Raw genomic sequence first — 18,560 nt, forward strand, 5'->3', positions numbered from 1 at the left:
CTCCGGCTCCGTATAAGCAGGGCCCGCCCGCAGGGGCGGTGTCGGCGGGCACGTACCGTGGGAGGCGTGTACCGGTTTCTGCTCACCCCGCGGTGGTGGGGGATCAACATCTTCGCCGTATTGGCGATTCCGGTCTGTCTGCTGATGGGCAGCTGGCAGCTGAGCCGCTTCGACGCGCGTGTCGACCGCCATCAGGAACAGCAGCAGCAGGCCGACAAGTCGGCGCACGCCAGAGCGGAGCCCCTCGCTGACCTGCTGCCCGTCACCGAGGCCACGGTCGGCCGCACCGCCGAGGCCACGGGCCGCTACGACACCGGTCACCCCCTCCTCGTCCCCGACCGCACGGTCAAGGAGAAGAAGGGCTTCTACGTCCTCTCCCTGCTCCGCGTCGACAGGGCCGGGAGCGGGGACGGCACCAAAGCCACGGACGGCGCGAAGGCCGCAGGCGACGCGGACGGCAAGCAGGCGAAGGCGCTTCCCGTCGTACGGGGTTGGCTGCCCGGCAGCGCCGACCCCGCACGCGTGCCCCCGCCGCCGAAGGGCGAGGTCACCGTCAAGGGCGTACTCCAGGCGTCGGAGTCGCAGAACGACGCGGTCTCCGGCGCCTCGGGCGGACTCCCCAAGGGGCAGCTCGGCTTCATCAGCGCCGCGGCGCTCGTGAACGTGGTGCCGTACGGGGTCGAGAACGCCTGGGTCACGCAGCAGCATCCCGAGAAGCCACTGAGGCCGGTGCCGCCGGTCGCACCCGACAACACCGGCCTCGACATGAAGGCGTTCCAGAACCTCGGCTACACCGCGCAGTGGTTCGTCTTCGCCGGATTCGTTCTCTTCATGTGGTTCCGCTTCTTCCGCAGGGAGTCGGAGATCGCCAGGGACACGGCACTCGGACTCATTCCGGCCGGCCCCGAAGGGCCGACCGGTCCCGGGGATCCGGCCGACCCCGAGGACCCGGCCGGACCAGGGAGTTCGGCCGGACCCGAGGACCCGGCTAGCCCTGAGGACCCGACTGCTAGCCCTGAGCAGCCCCAGGAGCCTGAGCGGCCCCAGGAAGATGACGCAACGCGAAGTCGATCTCCAGCCTGACCTGCTTGATCCGCTCCTCCACGACGAGCGAGCCGTGCCCGGCGTCGTAGCGGTAGACCTCGTGCGGGTGACCGCGCTGCTCCAGGCGCTCCACGTAGTTCTCCACCTGACGGATCGGGCAGCGCGGGTCGTTCACGCCCGCCGAGATGTAGACCGGGGCCCGGACCTTGTCCACATAGGTGAGCGGTGACGATGCCTCGAAGCGCTCAGGGACCTCCTCGGGCGTGCCGCCCAGGAGCGTCCTGTCCATGGACTTCAGGGCTTCCATCTCGTCGTGGTAGGCGGTCACGTAGTCCGCGACCGGCACGGCGGCCAGCCCCAGCGCCCAGGTCTCAGGCTGTGTACCCAGGCCGAGCAGCGTGAGGTATCCGCCCCACGAACCGCCCGCCAGCACCAGCCTGTCGGGGTTGGAGAGGCCCGAGCCGACGGCCCATTCGCGTACGGCCTCGACGTCCTCCAGCTCGATCAGACCCACGCGGTGCTTGAGCGCGTCGGTCCACTCGCGCCCGTACCCGGTCGAGCCCCTGTAGTTGACGCGTACGACGGCGAAGCCGTGGTCGACCCAGGCGGCCGGCTGTCCGGCGAAGGAGTCCGTGTCGTGGTGGGTGGGGCCGCCGTGCACCTCGAAGACCGTCGGGAACGGGCCCTCGCCCTGCGGCTTCTGCACCAGCGCGTGGATCTTCCCGCCAGGCCCCTCGACCCAGGCGTCCTCGACCGGTACGGAGCCCGGCGCCTTCATCCCGGGAGGGTCCAGCACGGTCGCGCCCGACGTGGAGCGCACCTGAGGCGGCAGCGCGGCCGACGACCACAGGAACTCCACGGTGCCGTCAGGGCGCGCTGTCGCCCCCATCACGGAACCGGGCGGCGTCTCGATACGCGTGCGCTCGCCGGTCTCCAGGTCGTAGCGCCACAGTTCGTCGCGCGCCTGGAAGCTGTGCACGATCAGCAGCGCGCCGGCGTCCGGATACCACTCCGCCAGTACGTCGCCCGGAAGCTCCAGGTCCAGTTCCTTTGTCGTGCCCGACAGCGGGTCCCACACCATGGGCTCCCACCGGCCCCGCCGCTGGTGGCCGACGAGCAGCCGGGGGTCGCCGTCCACGGGCGCGAAGCCCAGGACGCTCAGGCCCAGGTCCTTTGTGCCGCCCTCGCTGTCGTCCAACTCGGCGACGGTCGAGCCGTCGGGGTTCACGACGCGCAGCGCGGAGTGCATCGCGTCACCGTGTTCGGTGTGCTCGATCACCAGTAGTGAGCCGTCACGCGAGAGGTCGCCGATCCCGGCTGACTCGCTGTGCCGGTAGATCTCCACCGGCTCCCCGCCCCCGGGCCTGACCACATGGACGGTCGAGCCGTCCTCGTCGGTCGAGCGGCCGACGACGACCGTGCCGTCCCTGCCGATCGCGAGCCCGGCCGGGTACGAGGCGGGCAGCGTGGCGACGGGCTCGTCCTCGCCTCCGGCGAACGGCTGGCGCATCCACACGCCGAACTCGTCGCCATCGGTGTCGGAGAACCACCAGACCCACTGGCCGTCCGGTGTCAGCGTGCCATTGGTCGTTCCGTTGGGCCGGTCCGTGACCTGCCGCTGCGCACCGGTCGTACGGTCCCAGGCGTACAGCTCGAACGTGCCCGTGGCGTTGGACACGAACAGCGACCGGTCGGGCGCGTCCTCGGCCCACTCCGGCAGCGAGACGCGCGGCGCCCGGAACCGCTTTTCCCAGTCGGGCATTGCGTTCTGATCCATGCGCTCCATTGTGTCGCGCGCACGGCGAAGCGTTCGGGCTCGGGGGAATTCCGCCCTCACGAACGCGGAACGGGGCCCGGGAGCGGGGCGCACACGGGCCCCGCGCTACGGCCCCGCACACGGTTCCGCCCGCCCCGGGCTGGGGCGGGCGGGCGATCCGGCGTGCGTACGGCGGCCCGTGTACGGATCGCGCATGTACGGGCGTCACGTGCACGGCGTCACGTGCACGGCATCACGTGCACGGCCTCACGTGCGCGGGCGTCACGTGCACGGGCCGCAACCGGGGTGCGTGCCCGGCCGTAGGTGCACCGCACACGGCCGCACACGTCCGGCTCGGCGCCGCTGAGGTACGCGCCCGGCTCCGCTCGGCGGAGCCACGTGCCGACGGCTCAGAGCCGCAGCAGCCGCTCCGTGTGCTCGCGGTAGCGCTGGAGCGCGAGCCGCAGCGCCTCGGTGTCGGCGGGGCCCTGCTCGGGAGCCGTACCGTTGCGCCAGCTCGTACGGATCGACTGCCGCAGTTCGGCGAGGAGTTCGGTCAGCCGGGTGGCCGCGGCGTCGAACGCGTTGTCGGCCTCCTGTACGGCGCCATGCGGGTTCTCCACGAAACCGTTCACGGCCTGCCGGAGCTGAAGCTCCAAGCGCTCCCGCTCGTCCTGCGGAAGCAGCAGCGCACCACCCACCGGCTGCTCGCTCCGCGTGCTCCCCGCGGCTTCCCTCTGCGGTATGTGCGTCTTCTCGTCCATGCGCACTCGTCTCCCTCCCTCACGGCCCCTTGAGCGCGTTCCGGCGCTGCGTCCACGGCATACGGCTCCGGCCGTGGCGCCCGGCGTGCTCGTCGGGACTGTGCACGCCCTCGCGCGCGGGGTCGGACCGTGCCGTCGTCAGCGCGTCGAAGAGCCCCCGTGCCTCCATCACGGCCTCGCGCATCTCCTCGGTGTTGCTCCGCGCGGCAGCCGCGGCGTGCAGCCGCAAGTAGCCGCGCACATGCGGGCCGTGGTGCACCGAGAGCGCATCGAACCTCTCCTCGAACGGCTGCTCGCCGCCCGGGTACCCGCGGTCCTGCGCCAGCTGCACCAGCAGCGACTCGGCCTCGGCGATCGCCTCGTACGGTGACTCGACGAACCGCTCCTGGAGCCCGGACCACTGCGCTACGTAGCGCTCCCGCACCCCCGGTGGCAGCGGACGTTCCCGCAGCGCCCCATGGCGCCGCACCCGCTCGCCCAGCTCCCTCTCCGCTGCCTTGGCGTCACCGTTGTGCCGCTCGACGGCCCGGTCGTACTCGGGTCCGAAGCGCCGCCTCAGACCACGGCCTCCGAGCCCTCCGGATCGCGACCTCATGGTGTACGCGACCGCACCCGCGACAACGAGTACGGCGATAACGATCAGAACAATGGTCAGCATGTCGGCTGCCCTCTCAGGCCCCCGAGCCATCCACCCGGGCGCCGCTCCATCGGTTTCCGACGGGACACACCCCGAGTAGCCACCCCCACCCCCCTACAAACCCACCGGGCCCCGCCCCACGCCCCCAACCCCCGCCAGCGGTACGGGAGATGACCGGCGAGGCGTCGGAAGACGTCACGTAGCGGCATCGCCGTATCGGCGTGCCAGTAGTGAACAGCGGTGTCGGCGTGCCAGTAGCGTGCAGTGCCCGTCCGCGTACAAGTGGCGTGCCAGTAGTGAGTGGAATCGGGCGGCTCCTCGGACCTCAGTCGTGCGGCAACGCTGCGGGCACCGGCACCCGGGCACCCCGAGACCCCGGTGGTGGAGACTCAGGTACCGGAGACCCAGCGGTGGAGCCGACCGCCCGAGCAGCGGACCGCGCTCACACCGGCCCGGATTCCCCCTCCGGCCCGGAGTCCCTCTCCGGCCCGGAGACCCCTTCCGGATCCTCCGGTTCCTCCGGATCCTGGACGGCGAAGAGGTAGACCCCGGCGTCTCCGGCCACGGCGAGGCGCTTGCCCGAGGGGTCGAAAGCGGCGTCCCTGACCGTTCCGTTGACCTTGACCCAGCAGATGTGCCGCATCCCTTCGAGTGCGAAGAGGCCGACGAGCCCGGGGTCGGCGACCACGGCCGCATGCCTCTCGCCGGCCGTGATCCGCCACACGTGACCGATGGAGGGCCCCGGCTGTCCCGTGAGGGATTCGGTCGTCCATTGGGCCTCGGGATGCTCGTGTGCCGCTCCCGTCAGATGCCAGACGGCGAAGTACTTGATCTGCCAACTCCCGTCGGCCGCTGCGGCGACGACCTTCTCGCCGGAAGGCGTGAAGCACACGGTGTACCACCGCCGCGACCAGTCGGCCGGGCCCCACCGGGCCCCGTCAGCAGCGTTCGACCGCTCTCTCTCAGCCGCGTTCGAGCGATCCCCCTCAGCCGAGCACGATCGCGCCCCGTCAGCCGAGCACAATTCCGCGTGCGCCTCACCCCGGGAGAACACACGCAACGGCTGAAACCAGCGTCCTAGCGCGTACGTCCGCTCATCGCGTGCGAACTCCACCAGGATTCCAGGCGTACTTGAGGATTCCCCGTCCCGGAGCGCGCCCACGTCCTCCGGCCAGCGGCGCCGGTCCGCCGGGTTCCTCCGGAGGGAGGGAGCAGCGCAACTCCGCATGCCCGTATGCGGTTCCAGCGAGTCGAGAGAGAACCACTCCCTCCCGATCGTGTGCAGCAGCAGTGTGCGGCCGTCCGTATGCCACATCACGTGCGTGAGCCGGTCGTTCGGCCGTCCGTCCCCGACGTTTCCTGAACCACCCTGGAGGCGCCACAGCTTGATGATGCGCTGGTCGTTGGTGGTGGCGACGCGGGAACCTTCCGGATGCCATGCCAGGACATCGCTGACGGAGTGGTCCACTCCAAGAGCCGTGTTTCCCAGCAGTTCCGGCTGGGCTCCCCGCGCGAGTGAACGGTCGGAAGGCATCTGCCGGACCTCAAGCAGCGCCGGGGTGCGCAGAGCCTGCCGCAACGCCAGGCGGCTGCCGTCGGGGGACCATAGAGGGCCGTTGTTGTTCCGCCACTCGTCGTCCTGCCACAGGATGCCGCGCGCGAACGGATCGACCACGAGGGTCGTACGCGCCTTGAGCGCCACGGTGTGTCCGGACGGGCGCCACCTCAGGCCCCTGCCGGCGCCCCACAGCGCAGGGTGGCGCCAGGTCTCCGGAGGCCCCGGTTCCGGCGCGGAGGGGGCGGGCCAGCGCAGCAGTGCACCCTCGTCATGGTCACGCCTCGGTCCTCCGGAGACGTGAGCGATGAGGCCGTGCTCAAGGTGCCAGTCGAGCGCGTCACACCCTCCGAGCCCTTCCTGGCCTGCGCCGGGAAGGCGCCTCGGAGCCGCTCCCGAGCCGGGCTCCCACATGCTCACGTTCCCCGCCTCGACAACGGCCAGCGAGGTGCCGTCCGGAGCCCAGCAGAAGTCAGGCACTCCGTACACCGGACCGCCGGACACCGGCGTGGCGTCCAGCTCCGTGCCCGTCCATGGGTCGTAGACCGCGAGCGCGTACACCTGGGGCCCGTAACCGTCGACCGAGGACCGTGGCGCCGGCTGCAGATGAGCGAAGCGGCTGGTGTCGCCTATGACGGCGAGCCGGGTGCCGTCCGGACTCCAGCGGACACCTTCCAGGACCGCGCCCCGGATCCGCACGGTGCGCACACGCTCCCCGTCGGCGGAGACGATCTGGAGCGCCGGGTCGTACCCGACCGTGGCCAGCAGATCGCGGTGAGGATGCCAGTCGATGTCGAAGCACCGGCCACCCTGGCGAGCGGGGAACGACCGCAGCAAGGAGCCGTCGTCACGGTCCGGCAGCGGATACCAGGCCACCAGGCCCCCGCCGGAACCGGCCAGTCCGGCATGGCGCACCTGCCCCCGCAACGCGGGACGCCCCACCATACGACTCTCGAATGTCAGCCCGACATCATGTGGCGACCCGCCCCCGCTGAACAAGTGCCCCTCCTGCCGCAGCAGTTCGGTGAGGCCACGCGTATAGGCTGCGCCGCTGTCATCGGGGCGTGCAGCGGCGTACAGCTCAAGGTCGGCCTCCAGCCCTGTAGGCCCCGACTCGGCGAGCCGTACGGCCAGGAAGCGCATGTCCCGCAAGAGGTCGGCCAGTTCGGCCGCCCGCCCAGCCTGCCGCAGGTGGAAGGCCAGACCCCGGAGAAACGGCCGCTCTTCCTCCGGCAGGCGATGCCAGCCGGCCGCGGGCCGCATGGAGTCGAGGAGCCGGGTACTCGCGCCGGCCATGGCCTCAGGTTCGGCATGGCGAAGCGCGTCGCGCGTGACGTCGTGCAGCCGCAGTCCGTCACCGTGCGGAGCGGAAGCCAGGGAACGGCCCACGAAGCCGTCGGCCTCCGCGCGGACCCGCACCTCGCTCAGTCCCCACATGCGCCGCAGGAGCCAGTACGGGACCACTTCGCCCTCCGGAAAGGCGGCCAGGGAGACGAAGCGGTCCCTGCGCCCAGGCCCACCGGCATGAGAGGCAAGCTCCCCGAGGCTCAGCTCCAGCGTCCGGGCGATACCGCGCGGCACATCGGTGTCGGACAGTTCGTCCAGCGTCGCGAGGCCATGCCCGTCCAACTCCGCGAGGAGCCCGGCCACGGCTTCGGAGGCGCCCATGGCATGCCGCTCGGACAGACTGCGCAGTACCCCCGAGAGCATGTCCAGCGCGAGAGGCCAGTGACCGGCCCGCCGCACCAGCGGTGCCAGCGCTTCCGGTTCCGCCGCCAGGCCGCTGCCCAGCAGCGTGACCCCCTCGTCGTCACTCATGGCGTCAACGGCGACCGTCACGACGTCCCCGTCCAGCATCCGCGCCCGCCGCGTCGTGACCAGGACGGTGACCTGGTCCCCGGCATCCAGGAAGGGCCCGATGTCCCCGGCACTCCACACATCGTCAAGAACCAGCAACATGCGTGTGCCCGCGACCGAGGAACGGAAGGCATGCGCCGCAGAAGGCACATCGGCGTACGTTCCCGGACCAGAACCAGTCATCACCGAAACGAGACCGCTGAGGGAAGCCACGAGGTGTCCGGCACTCGGAGCCTGGCCGAGCTGCGCCCACAGCACCCCGTCAGGAAACCTCTCGCGCACCTCGGGCCGCCGGCACGCCCACCCCGCGAGCGTCGTCTTCCCGTAACCACCGGCCCCGCACAACACCACCCTGCCGACCCCGCACCGCAGCGCCTCCACGAGCTCCCGCTCGACGCCGACGCGGGACACGAGCCGCGACGGCGGAACGGGCCCCATGTCAGGCACCGCCGTCACGTGCGGCGACGCCCCTGCCTGGTGCACCACGATGTCGCCGTGCACCACACCGGCCTGGACCACACTGAGCGCCTCACCCGAGAACTCGTTGTGCGCCCCCGGCGCGACCCCGCCGCCATCCCCTTGAGCGTCTCCCCCGTGCCTGCCCCTCATCACCCCGAAGTCTGGCGCCAAGCCCCCGCGGGAACAAGCGCCGCCCTGAACCCGCTCCGACCGAGCAGGACAAGCGCGGCACCCCGGCTCAGGCGAGGTCTTCCACGAGCAGGTCGAGGGTCGCCTCCTCGTGCAGGGCGACATCGAGGGTGGCCATGGCAGGGGCCAGGCCAGGGTCCCAACTCGCCGCGACAGGCGATCCCGCGAGGGAGAGCTGGGGGATGTCCTGGGCCTTCGTATGGGCGACCAGTTGTTCGTAGTCGTCGGCGGTCATGCGCCAAGGGCGGGCGCCGTACCGGCTGATGACGCGGTTGGCGAGAGTGATACCCGGCCAGTCGAAGTCGCCGTGATAGGCGAAGGCGCAACCCGCGGAGGCCAGCGCGTCGAGCACGGTGAGCACGGCGGTACTCGCGTTACCTGAGGTGCACACGAGGGGCTCGGTGCACCGGGCGTCCGCTGCCGCTTCCACCACGTGCGGGTTCTCGCAGATGCGCACGAGCGTGCCCGGCGGCATGGAGAGGTGCGTGCGGCGCAGCTCCCGCAGCGTCAGGTGGGTCTCGACACCGTGAACAGCCCGCTCACGAAGGGCTTGCTCGCGCCAGCCGTCACCCTGTGGACGCAGACCGTAGGCGAGCACTGTGCTGGACACCTCGTCCGGGGTGACGGCCGCCAGACGCCACAGCGCGCGGCGCCCGGCTGCGTCCTCGGGAAGTTCGGTTCCGTGTGCGAGGGCTATTCCACGGAGTACGAGGCGAGTGAGCCAGGCCCCTTCGTCGAGCCCGTGTGCCGTTCCGGTCGTCTCGGCGGCCAGCTCTCCGCGCCCCCGCGTGCGGGGCGAGCCACCGGGGGCGAACAGCAGGGTCAGGATGTGGACCGCCTGGTGAAGTGTCCGTACGGCGGCCTCGGGCCCGACACCCTTGGGGATGCCGGCGCGGCGCAGGGCCTCGAACCACTGCGGAGTCCAGTCGGCCGACGCGAGTGGGGAGGACTCCACAGCGGAGGCGCAAGACGACCACACCTGGTCCCGGCGGGCTGCGGCCTCGGACCGGGCAGCCCGGCGGTCCACGAGGGTAGGGCCGAGTGCGTTCAGGACCTCCACCAGCCCGCAGCCGGCGGAGGAGGCGCGCAACCGTGCGTCCAGCTGGTCCAGCCGTACGGTGACGGCTGTGCCTGTGAGGGTGCGGCCGAGGAGCAACGACAGGGCTTCCCGCTCCTGTTGGGCGAGCGGACTCAGCCGCAGCGAGCCTGCCGCCCGCAGGCCGTTGCTCTCCAGACGCTTCCGCACCGCCGCCCATAGCCCTGTCAGCCCTGGCCTGGTCAGCCAGTCTCCGGCCTGGGGCGGGAGCACGGTCATACGGGCATCAGACGCCGGTGGCGCCCGTTCCAGGTGTAGTGGAGGCTGGCCACGCCCCGCACCCGGGAGTCCCGTAGGCACTCGTAGATGTGCAAGGAAGGCACTTCGGGCCAGTTCCCCATGAGCCGTTCGCTGGTGAGGACGAAGTCCAGGTCCAGATCGACCAGAATCCGGCCGAGCCGTCCGTGCGTGGGCTCATCGACCTTGGCGAAGGCGTCGTCCAGAAGGATCAGCCGTGGCGCGTGCGGCGTGCTCTCGCCGAGAGTCGTGAAGTGAGCGGCTGCGGCGGCGAACAGCACCAGATACGACAGCACGCGTTGCTCGCCCTGGCTGAGTCCTGTGCGCCCGGTGAGCTTGCGCTTGCGTCCGGGCGCCGCGTCGTCGACGACGTAGGTGTGGAAGCGGAACCAGTCGCGGTAGTCCAGTGCGGTACGCAGATGAGCGGCGTATCCGGCGGACGGATCGGCCTTGCGCGCGTCTTCGATCCGGCGCTGCAGCACCTCACGCAGTTGCTCGCCCTGTTCCCTGGTACGGAGCCCTGAGGGGCTGCGCAGCAGTTCGACGGCGGCTCGTACGTCGGCGTCCACGTCCTCGTGGAGCCGCCACTGCAGCTCGATGCCCAGCCCATGGGAGGTGCGTACGGTGCTCAACGTGTCGTTGAGCGCGGCGACCAGGTTCGCCGCTGCGATGACCTGGGCCGAAAGGTGGTCACCCAGCTCCCCCGTGAGGAACCGCTGGAACACCTCCCGTTCGCGTTCGGTGAGCCGTCCCCGGGCCTCGGCAGCCTGCGCGGCGATCCGTTCTCCGACGAGGGCGACGTCGTGCGGGCCGTGATCGTCGACCAGGCGGCAGATCTTGACCCCCTCGTGCTCCTCAAGCTGGGCGTCGTATCCGCCGGCGAGCTGGTCGCGCAGCTCCGTGTGCCGGTTGAGCAGGGTGGTGTCGGAGATCTCGTGTCCGGCCGCGCCCAGCGCTTCGCGTACGGCGTCGGTGAACTCCTGGAGATGACGAATGCGCGTGCGAGCCTCGGCTCCAGCGTCGTCGATCGCACCGAACTGGGAAGGCGCAAGGGCAAGTTCAGCACCTCTGACCACATCCGGGCGGGCCACGATACGGCGCAGGACGCGCCCGGCGCCGATGACCGACTTCTCCTGAGCCGTGAGCGCCTGGAGGTGCTGTTTCTCGTCCTCTTCTGCCCGTACCGCCCGGTCATGCAGGCCGGTCAGCTCTTCTCTGGTCGCGCGCAGCTGCCCATTCGCTGCCGCGATGCGCTGCTCGGTCGACTCCTCCCTGTTCAGGATGTCGTCCTCGGCGGCTCCGACGGCCTCTTCGAGTGTGCGAAGGGCCGTGCGCGCGGGGGCCAGCTCATCGATCCGGCGGCGGTACTGGCGCTCGGCTTCGAGGCGTTGCCCCTGAACGCGCTGGTACCCCTCGACCTCCACCCGACTGCCGATCAGCTCTTCAGCCGTACTGAGAACGGCCCGGCGGAGCCGTTGGACCGCGCCGCTGAGAGCGGTCAGCGAAGTGCGTACGAGGGAGAGGTCTTCCGACATGGCCGGCAGATCGTGGGCGCTGGCGGTGGCCTCGGCCTCAGCGCGGGCTGCGACCATACGTGCGCGCGCTGCCTCCGCTTCCCGCGCCGCCTTCTTCGCCTTCGCGGTCAGCTCTTTGCAGGCGCTCTCGGCGTCTTCCAGCCGCGCCCATGCGGTGGCAAGCAGACGTGCCCTCGGTAGCTCACGCAGAGCGGTGGCCAACGCTTTGCGCTCTCCGTCGGCCTCGGCCAGCACGCACTCCTGGGCGGACAGACGCTGTTCCACTTCGTCGATCCGTCCGGAGAGTTCGGCGAGTTTCCGGCGGCGTGTTTCGGCCCGTACCGCGGCGCCGACGTACTCGGCGTTCTCTTTCGTGTGACGTCCTCGGGCAGCGCCCAGGCGCCAACTCCCGTCGTACCACACAGCGCTCGCGGCCTCCGTCTCACCTGCCGGGGCGAGCGCGACGGCGGACAGCCCCCGCTCCACCTGTTCCCCGCTCAGAGCGCTCCCGGCGGGCACGACGGGGCGCAGCACGGTAGCCAGGGTCTGCCCTCCTGGGGCGGGAGATACCGGATCGAGCAGGGTGTCGCGGGTGCCGGCGTCGAGGAACGTGCCCTCGGTGGTGATCCAGGCATCCAGGAGCCCGCTCGCCTCCAAAGCGGCCTCCAGGCACGCGCGTTGGGAGTCGGAGACGGACTCGGCGAAGTCCACGACCTGGTAGAGCGCTGCCCCCGTTCCTGGCGCCCGCTCCGCCGCACGGTGGTGTGGAACGGGCGGCTGCGGGTCGGTGCGCTGTTCCCACTCCTGTTTCGCCCGTACGAGGCGGTCGCGCTCGTCCGTGGTCCGGCCGATGTCCAGAGCGAGGCCGTCCCGGCGGGCGGCCAGCTCCTCGGCGTACGGAGTCAGCAGCGAGCGGACGCGCTCCTCGACCTGAGCATCACAATCGGCGGCCAGCACGCGTTCATCGAAGGGCGCGTCCGGCGACGGAGCAAGACTGATCAGCGCCCGTACGGTGTCGAGTGAGGGCATGCCCGCGCCCCAGGAGCCGGGGCTCATACGGGTCAGCCACTCCGCGATGTCGCCGGCGTACTCCGCACTCTTCTCGGTCAGGGCCTGCTGGCATGCGTGCACCCCGGCTTCCGCGGTCTCTGCCGCCTCGTCCAGCCGTTCCCGTTCGGCATCCGCCCGAGCGGCTCCCGATTGAGCTTCCTGGGACCGGGCGATGAGGCGCTCCACCTCTGTGAGCATGCGAGACCGGTGCTTCGCCACGGATTGGCCATCCGCCAACTGCTGCTCCCACGAACGGAGTGCGGTCTCGGCGGCGTTCATGTCCACGGCGGTGACGTTCCCGTGTCGCAGGTGCTGCGTGTCTCCGTCGGGGCTCGTCAGTTCGGACTCGGTCGCGGGCGCCAGGACGGTCAGCGGGACGGAAGGGGCCTCGCCGAGATGGCTGTGTGCGATGCCGGCTCTTTCGGCCTCGGACACCACATCCCGGTGCTCGTCCGCCAGCGCGCGGAACCGGCCGCCGAAGCGGTTGCTGCCCTGAGCGAGCACGTCCTTCGCGGATTCCTCGGCGCTGTGGCTGCTCAGCAGCGAGGTATGGGCCGAATCCGCCGCGGCGTGCAGTGCCCTCACCGTCCTGCGGCGTTCGGCCAGGTCTTCCAGACTCCGGTAGCTGTCGCTCGCGTGCAGGGCTTCCAACTCGGCGCGCGCGCCGTCCAGTTCGTCCTGCAGCGACGCCAGTCGTACTTCCGTCTCGGACTCCTGCTGTGTGAGGCTCGCCGTCGTCTTCACGGCGTCCCCTGCGGCCCTGCGCCGTTGTGCGAGCAGCTCCAGCTCCTTGCGGACGTCGTCGGCGTTCCGGCGCAGCACGCCCCTCAGATATCCGCTGTAGCTGCTGAGGAAGGTACGCAACGCGTCGTCGGTGCGCTCAAGGCGTCCCAGCTGGTCCCGTACGGCATCCAGGTCGTGGAGATTGCGAGCGACCTTCTCGACGATCTCTTCGTCCAGCCCGGGAAGTGTCTCGCTCAGCAAGGAGATCAGCCCGCCGGATTCGATCCGGTCTCCGACCGTAGGGCGCCGCAGCCTGTGCAACAGCTGGGTGAGGTTGCGGTAGCGCGTGCTCTCGGTGATACCGAAGAGCTTCCGGGCCACACGGGCCCGGTGTTCCACGGCGTGTTCCGTCACGTTGGCAGGGCCGACAGCTTCCTTCAGCGCGTCGATGGGCAACGGCTTGCCGGCGTCCACCAGAGAGAGGCCCTCTCCCGCACGCAGAGAGGTGATGAAGAAGAACGGGGCTGCCTTCTTAGTCGACTGCGAGGCGCGAAGGGCGGCGCCGAGAGTGACGAAACTGTCGCTTCCGTCCCCTGCGCTCCTGTGGAACTCGACCCAGAGGTACCCGAGCCGGTTGGTTCCCTGGAAGCCGTCGAGCATGAGCCAGGCGAGCGTGGTCCGGCCCGTGCCGGTGGCGTCCAGGGCGCGGGCGTCGCCGTCCAGCAGGTACGGGAGCAGCATTTCCAGGGCTTTGGACTTACCGGCGCCGTTCTTGCCGCGCAGCAGGAGCCGGCCGTCTCCGAAGAGGAACTCCTGCTGGTCGTACTGCCACACGTTGACGATGCCGGCGCGATGCAGCCGGTAGCGCGAGCCGGGCGAGTGCGAGGACCGCTGGAGCGGGATGGGCGCACTGCTGAGGGGCGTCATAGCGGCAGCTCCTGCTGGGTGACAGAGCCTGGCTGCGTGGCAGCGGCCTTGCGTACGGTGACGTGCGGGGAATAGCGGGAAGCCGCAGCGAGCAGCACCCATCCGATACCGGCCCCCCGGGCTCCGGAGACGTCGGTGACGGGTCGTCCATCGGGGGCAGCCTCTGGATACCTCGGCGGCAGCCCTTCTCCCGCGGAGCGGAGCGGGTACCGGGGTGCCACCAGCTGCATCCTGACCAGCAGGTCCAGTACCGCGTCCCGTAGTTCGGGAAGGTCCTCGACGTAGCCGCGCTGCCAGTTGCCTCGCCGACCGTACTCCTCGACAAGTCCGGCGAGAGTACGCTCCACCAGTCCTTCCGGTATGGGTACCCCGACCACCAGTTCGCCCCCGGTGGCAGGGTGTCCTGGCCGCTCCGGTCGCAACCGGTCGACCAGCCGCTCCACCAGGAGCAGAGCAGCCTGCGCGACGGTGCCCGTGCCCGGAAGGCGGAGGTCGGTCAGCTCGTCCTCCGGGTCCACCAGCGCGACGCCCTCGGCCCGGATTTCGGCCTCCAGGCCGAGCAGTTCGGAGAACGCCTGGGCCTCACGGCGCTGCCGGGTCCGCAGCCAGTCACGCTCGCTGTCGGTCAGCTCGTCGAGGTAGACGACCGGCGTCTCCACCAGCTTGCGCCTGACGTACGTACGCGGGCCTCCGAACCCCGGGTCAGCGCCCCGCCGCACCAGGTCAGCGCCGTCCCGGCTCTGTGCGAGAGGCCCGGCGACGAGGGCACGTGCGACCTCACGGTCCACCGTCAACAGGGCCTCGCCCGCGTCCTCATGGGCGACCGCGGCGACGCTGCCGTCCGTCTCGACCAGCGCACCCCAGTCGACCAGTTGTCTCAAGGCCGCAGCCAGGGTTCGCTTCTCCGCTTGCCGGCCCGTTCCTTCCAGTTCGATCCCGGCGTCTGCCGCGGCGGCCTTCAGATCCGCGACGAGCCGGGAGAGCAGCATCTGTTCCGGAGCGGTGACCAGCACGGAAAGCGCCAGCGCGAGGCATGCGTAGGTCCGAGGTGTGAAGGGGGTGCCGGTGGAGCGCACGAGCCGGTGCCCCGACCGGTGGCCCAGACCCGCTTTGAACAGCCGTGCGTATCCCGTGTCCACCAACAACTGGTAGCCGAGAACCTGTTGGAACCGCTGTGCCAGCCACTCGGCATGCCTGCGGATGAGCGGGAACAGATCGGCGTGCCGGCCCTTTGCCGTCACCAGCGGATGAGCCAGCAGCAGCCGGGCCGCGCTCCGGCGCTCGGCGGCGAGGGCGACATCGTGAGCAGAGGGAACGGTCACGACGTACTCACCCCTGTGCGTGCCGCGCCCTGGACGGCATCCAGGAGACCTTCGACGGTCACGTCCAATTCCTCCAGCGACAGGTCGCCGTCGACCGAGTGGAGAACCGTGCTGCTATGGGGCGTCCGCCGGACCGTGAGCCGGATTCCGAGTTCCGCTTCCTCTGTCCAGGCCCCGTCGATCTCGAATGCGCCGTCCGCGCGGGTGCCGCCTTCCTGACCTCGCAGCAGTTGCGCGTTCCCCAGCGCACCGGCCAGTAACTCCAATAGAAGGGCCAACGCGGGCGAAGTGAGCCGGGCACGCGCGAAATTGCCCGATGCACCGCGCAGTTCGTCAGCGGCTGCCTGCCGGGCCGTAGCCCGCTCCCGCGCTTCCCGTTGCAGCAATTGCTTCTGCTCGGCATGGTCCTCCACCGACGACGTACGGCCACGCTGCGCGCGGCTGCCCCGTTCGCGCAGCGCCACCGGAACCTCAACCACGGGCCCCGTCCACCAACTGGTGTGGGCGGGTACTGCCTCGTCGACCTCTGGCGGCACGCCCAGGTGCCGGGCGCCGTACAGGCCGAAGGCAGCGACCGCGATGTCGTGCGCGTCCTCCGGAGTCGCCTGATCGAACCAGCGAGCCAGCTTCAGCAGGTCGTTGCGCCGTGACATCTCTCCCGACGCCGAACGCAACATCCGCTTGGCGTTGGCCAGAAGAGACTGCAAGGCACGCATCGTGGCATCCCTGAGCTGGTCCACCTGGCTTCCTTGGCCATCAACATCGGTGAACCAGCCCCGCAGTCCTTCCCAGTCCGTGAGTTCACGGCCCCGGCTGCGCTGTACCCGGGTATCCGGAAGCCCCTCCACCGCGACGGACAGGCCGCCCGATGCGGCGTCGATGCGCGCCAGTAGCGCAGGCAGTTCCGGCCACAGCACGTCGAGCGTGGAGGCAATCCGTGGAGCCCGGAAGGACACCTCCTCGGTGATCGCCTCCACATAGTCCAAGAGCAGGTCCTTGAAGCCGTGATACTCCGCGCTGTCCAGGTCGTACCGGGCCAGCACCTGCCCCAGGTAGGCATAGAAGTCGCGGATGGAATCCGCGAACTCGGTGAACTGCACGAACAGCGTGCTGATGCGCTCCAGCGCCTCCTGAGGATTCGCACCACCTGGCCGTTGAACGAGTTCGGTCAGCTCCCGCAACCCCCGTTCGACCAGCGCCAGCAGCTCGCTGCTGACCTCGCGCGCCGCATCCGCCCCTGCCAGCACCTCATCGGCATCCCGCTGGATCCGCTCCCCGATCTTGGACAACTGATAGCGGGACCGGGCACGTTGATACTCGCGGATGCTGGATGCCGTAACGGTGTGACTGCTGCGCAGCAGATTCCCCCAGCCGGTCAGCTGTTCCAACCGCGCTGCCAGCTGCTCCGCATCCAGACCGGCCGCCGCGCCCGCGGTCCCCTCCAACTTCGCCAGCACATCTGGGACCGATAGATCTGTCAGCAACGTCATGCAGAACACCCGCATGATCCCCACATATTCAAGACGCTCGGGAGCGCTCAAATACGAGTACGTATTGAGCCGCTTCCACACCTCTCCACCGCCGACCCCCTGAGCCGACTCCAGCCCCTGTTCCGCCATGACCACGAGGCTACGTATCCCCGCTGACAACGGGGCAACCGGACCGAATGTGACCGAGGACTGACGCTGAAGCGTCGTAGATGCCCTGGCGACAACGACTCCGACGCGGTGCCGAGCCGAGCCGCCGCCCACCAGTCCGTGCACCACTGCCGCCCGCCAGGCCAGACCCTGAGGAAGCCACCGCATCCAGCCGCCGGCTCACCGGTTTTCTGGTCGTCCCCCTCCGGCACATGGTTCTCCCCGGTCCTGCGCCGCAGGTTCTCCACGTCAGTCAGGATGCCGACCAGCAGTGTGTGCAGGTCGTCCAGTTGATCCACTGGGACGATCGGAGTGTGGTCCCCGACCTCCGGCTCCAGCGCGGGCAGGTGGCCGCGGAGGACAGCCGAGGAGGAGGTCCCGAGCTGGGAGCAGGACGAGGCGGCTCTGCTCGGGGAGTGAGGGGGCCTGGAGCAGTGACTGTCACCGCGCGCAGCAGCCAGGTTTGCTGCTGCGCAAGTCTTGAAACGACCTGAGCCGGACAAGGCGGGAGCCCTTGCAAGCTCGTCCGGGAGAGCCCGGACCAAGGCCCGCTCCAGGCTTCTCCCAAACGATCCCCGGAAACGAGTCAGGGGCCCGATCCGCAATGCGGATCAGGCCCCTGACCTGGTACTTCTCTGTCGGGGTGGCGGGATTTGAACCCACGACCTCTTCGTCCCGAACGAAGCGCGCTGCCAAGCTGCGCTACACCCCGAAGCAACGTCGACTACTTTAGCCCAGCTGAGCGCTGAGGCGAAATCCGGTTTCGGGTCGGGGGTACGGCCGCGGGGCCGGGGTGACTAGTCGTCGCGTGAGGTGAGGGTGAGGAGGGTCGCCTCCGGGGGGCAGGCGAAGCGGACGGGGGTGTAGCGGTTGGTGCCGCAGCCCGCACTGACGTGGAGGTGCGACTCGTGGCCGCCCGCGCGGTGCGTGGAGAGGCCCTTGACGCGGCGGGTGTCGATGTCGCAGTTGGTCACGAGCGCGCCGTAGAAGGGCACACACAGCTGCCCGCCGTGGGTGTGCCCGGCGAGGATGAGGGGGTAGCGGTCGGCCGTGAACGCGTCGAGTACGCGCAGATACGGGGCGTGTACGACGGCGAGGGACACGTCGGCGTCCTCCTCGGGGCCGCCCGCGACCTCGCTGTAGCGGTCACGCTTGATGTGCGGGTCGTCGAGCCCGGTGAGGGCGATCTCCTGGCCGCCGCCGAGCTTGACGCGCCCTCGCGTGTTGGAGAGCCCGACCCAGCCGGCGGAGTCGAACGTGTCCCGCAGTTCCTCCCACGGGTTGTGCAGGGCGCCGACGACCGGGCCGTTGCCGTTCAGCCCGTGCCGGCCGCTCGCCTTCTCCACCAGATACTTCGCGGGGTTACGCGGCTTGGGCCCGTAGTAGTCGTTCGAGCCGAAGACGTACGCACCGGGGAACTCCATCAACGGGCCCAGCGCGTCCAGTGTTTCGGGGATGCCCTCGGGGTCGGAGAGGTTGTCCCCCGTGTTGATCACGAGGTCGGGGCGCAGTCCCGCCAGCGACTGGAGCCAGCGCTGCTTCTTGCGTTGACCGCTGACCATGTGGATGTCGGAGATCTGGAGGACGCGCAGCGGATGCATGCCGCGCGGGAGGACGGGCACGGAGACCCGCCGGAGCCGGAACGAGCGGACTTCGACGCCTGCCGCGTACCCGACGCAGGCTGCGCCGAGTGCTGTGATGCCGGCTGCTGTCTTCAGGGGAATGCGGTATCGCGCGCGCATTGCCCCATGGTCGCAGACCCGCCCCGAATGGCGCAGCGGGTCCGGTAGCAC

At 70.1% G+C, this 18,560-nt stretch carries 10 protein-coding genes and 1 tRNA gene; 1 reads left to right on the plus strand and 10 read right to left on the minus strand.

Features of this window, described 5'->3' with window-relative positions:
- Window positions 1-66: 66 nt before the first annotated feature.
- Window positions 67-1,083, plus strand: coding sequence for an SURF1 family protein (locus tag NMN56_RS07850; RefSeq protein ID WP_274044422.1), 1,017 nt, complete (start codon window positions 67-69; stop codon window positions 1,081-1,083).
- Here NMN56_RS07850 and NMN56_RS07855 read toward each other — a convergent pair.
- From NMN56_RS07855 to NMN56_RS07900, 10 genes are all read right to left on the minus strand, one after another.
- Entirely contained in the window at window positions 1,010-2,821 is a 1,812-nt protein-coding gene (locus tag NMN56_RS07855) for a S9 family peptidase (protein ID WP_274044421.1), read from the minus strand. The genes NMN56_RS07850 and NMN56_RS07855 overlap by 74 nt on opposite strands.
- A 389-nt stretch (window positions 2,822-3,210) precedes the next feature.
- The gene (locus NMN56_RS07860) at window positions 3,211-3,564 is read right to left on the minus strand and encodes a hypothetical protein (RefSeq protein ID WP_274044420.1); all 354 of its coding nucleotides are present in this window, start codon (window positions 3,562-3,564) and stop codon (window positions 3,211-3,213) included.
- A gap of 19 nt (window positions 3,565-3,583) precedes the next feature.
- Complete coding sequence (locus NMN56_RS07865; RefSeq protein WP_274044419.1) at window positions 3,584-4,222, minus strand: hypothetical protein; 639 nt, start codon at window positions 4,220-4,222, stop codon at window positions 3,584-3,586.
- 421 nt (window positions 4,223-4,643) lie between these two features.
- Entirely contained in the window at window positions 4,644-8,222 is a 3,579-nt protein-coding gene (locus tag NMN56_RS07870) for an NB-ARC domain-containing protein (protein ID WP_274044418.1), read from the minus strand.
- 88 nt (window positions 8,223-8,310) lie between these two features.
- The gene (locus NMN56_RS07875; RefSeq protein WP_274044417.1) at window positions 8,311-9,576 is read right to left on the minus strand and encodes a TIGR02679 family protein; all 1,266 of its coding nucleotides are present in this window, start codon (window positions 9,574-9,576) and stop codon (window positions 8,311-8,313) included.
- Window positions 9,573-13,808, minus strand: coding sequence for a TIGR02680 family protein (locus NMN56_RS07880; RefSeq protein ID WP_274044416.1), 4,236 nt, complete (start codon window positions 13,806-13,808; stop codon window positions 9,573-9,575). Before NMN56_RS07880 ends, NMN56_RS07875 begins: the two co-directional genes overlap by 4 nt.
- Window positions 13,805-15,130 (minus strand): TIGR02678 family protein, encoded by a 1,326-nt coding sequence (locus NMN56_RS07885; RefSeq protein ID WP_274044415.1) that lies wholly within the window; start codon window positions 15,128-15,130, stop codon window positions 13,805-13,807. Before NMN56_RS07885 ends, NMN56_RS07880 begins: the two co-directional genes overlap by 4 nt.
- Window positions 15,127-16,749, minus strand: coding sequence for a TIGR02677 family protein (locus NMN56_RS07890; RefSeq protein WP_274044414.1), 1,623 nt, complete (start codon window positions 16,747-16,749; stop codon window positions 15,127-15,129). Before NMN56_RS07890 ends, NMN56_RS07885 begins: the two co-directional genes overlap by 4 nt.
- A gap of 656 nt (window positions 16,750-17,405) precedes the next feature.
- Window positions 17,406-17,479: transfer RNA gene (locus NMN56_RS07895), tRNA-Pro, on the minus strand.
- Window positions 17,480-17,564: 85 nt separating this feature from the next.
- A complete protein-coding gene (locus NMN56_RS07900; protein WP_274044413.1) occupies window positions 17,565-18,509 on the minus strand; it encodes a metallophosphoesterase in 945 nt (314 codons plus the stop codon).
- Between the last annotated feature and the right edge of the window lie 51 nt (window positions 18,510-18,560).

The sequence above is a fragment of the Streptomyces iconiensis genome (genome assembly GCF_028657195.3).
Classification (GTDB): domain Bacteria; phylum Actinomycetota; class Actinomycetes; order Streptomycetales; family Streptomycetaceae; genus Streptomyces; species Streptomyces iconiensis.

Excerpts from the sequence above, each read along its gene's own strand:
- NMN56_RS07855 (WP_274044421.1), bottom strand. The coding sequence starts at position 2,821 with ATGGATCAGAACGCAATGCCCGACTGGGAAAAGCGGTTCCGGGCGCCG.
- NMN56_RS07860 (WP_274044420.1), bottom strand. The coding sequence starts at position 3,564 with ATGGACGAGAAGACGCACATACCGCAGAGGGAAGCCGCGGGGAGCACG.
- NMN56_RS07865 (WP_274044419.1), bottom strand. The coding sequence starts at position 4,222 with ATGCTGACCATTGTTCTGATCGTTATCGCCGTACTCGTTGTCGCGGGT.
- NMN56_RS07870 (WP_274044418.1), bottom strand. The coding sequence starts at position 8,222 with ATGAGGGGCAGGCACGGGGGAGACGCTCAAGGGGATGGCGGCGGGGTC.
- NMN56_RS07875 (WP_274044417.1), bottom strand. The coding sequence starts at position 9,576 with ATGACCGTGCTCCCGCCCCAGGCCGGAGACTGGCTGACCAGGCCAGGG.
- NMN56_RS07880 (WP_274044416.1), bottom strand. The coding sequence starts at position 13,808 with ATGACGCCCCTCAGCAGTGCGCCCATCCCGCTCCAGCGGTCCTCGCAC.
- NMN56_RS07890 (WP_274044414.1), bottom strand. The coding sequence starts at position 16,749 with ATGGCGGAACAGGGGCTGGAGTCGGCTCAGGGGGTCGGCGGTGGAGAG.
- NMN56_RS07900 (WP_274044413.1), bottom strand. The coding sequence starts at position 18,509 with ATGCGCGCGCGATACCGCATTCCCCTGAAGACAGCAGCCGGCATCACA.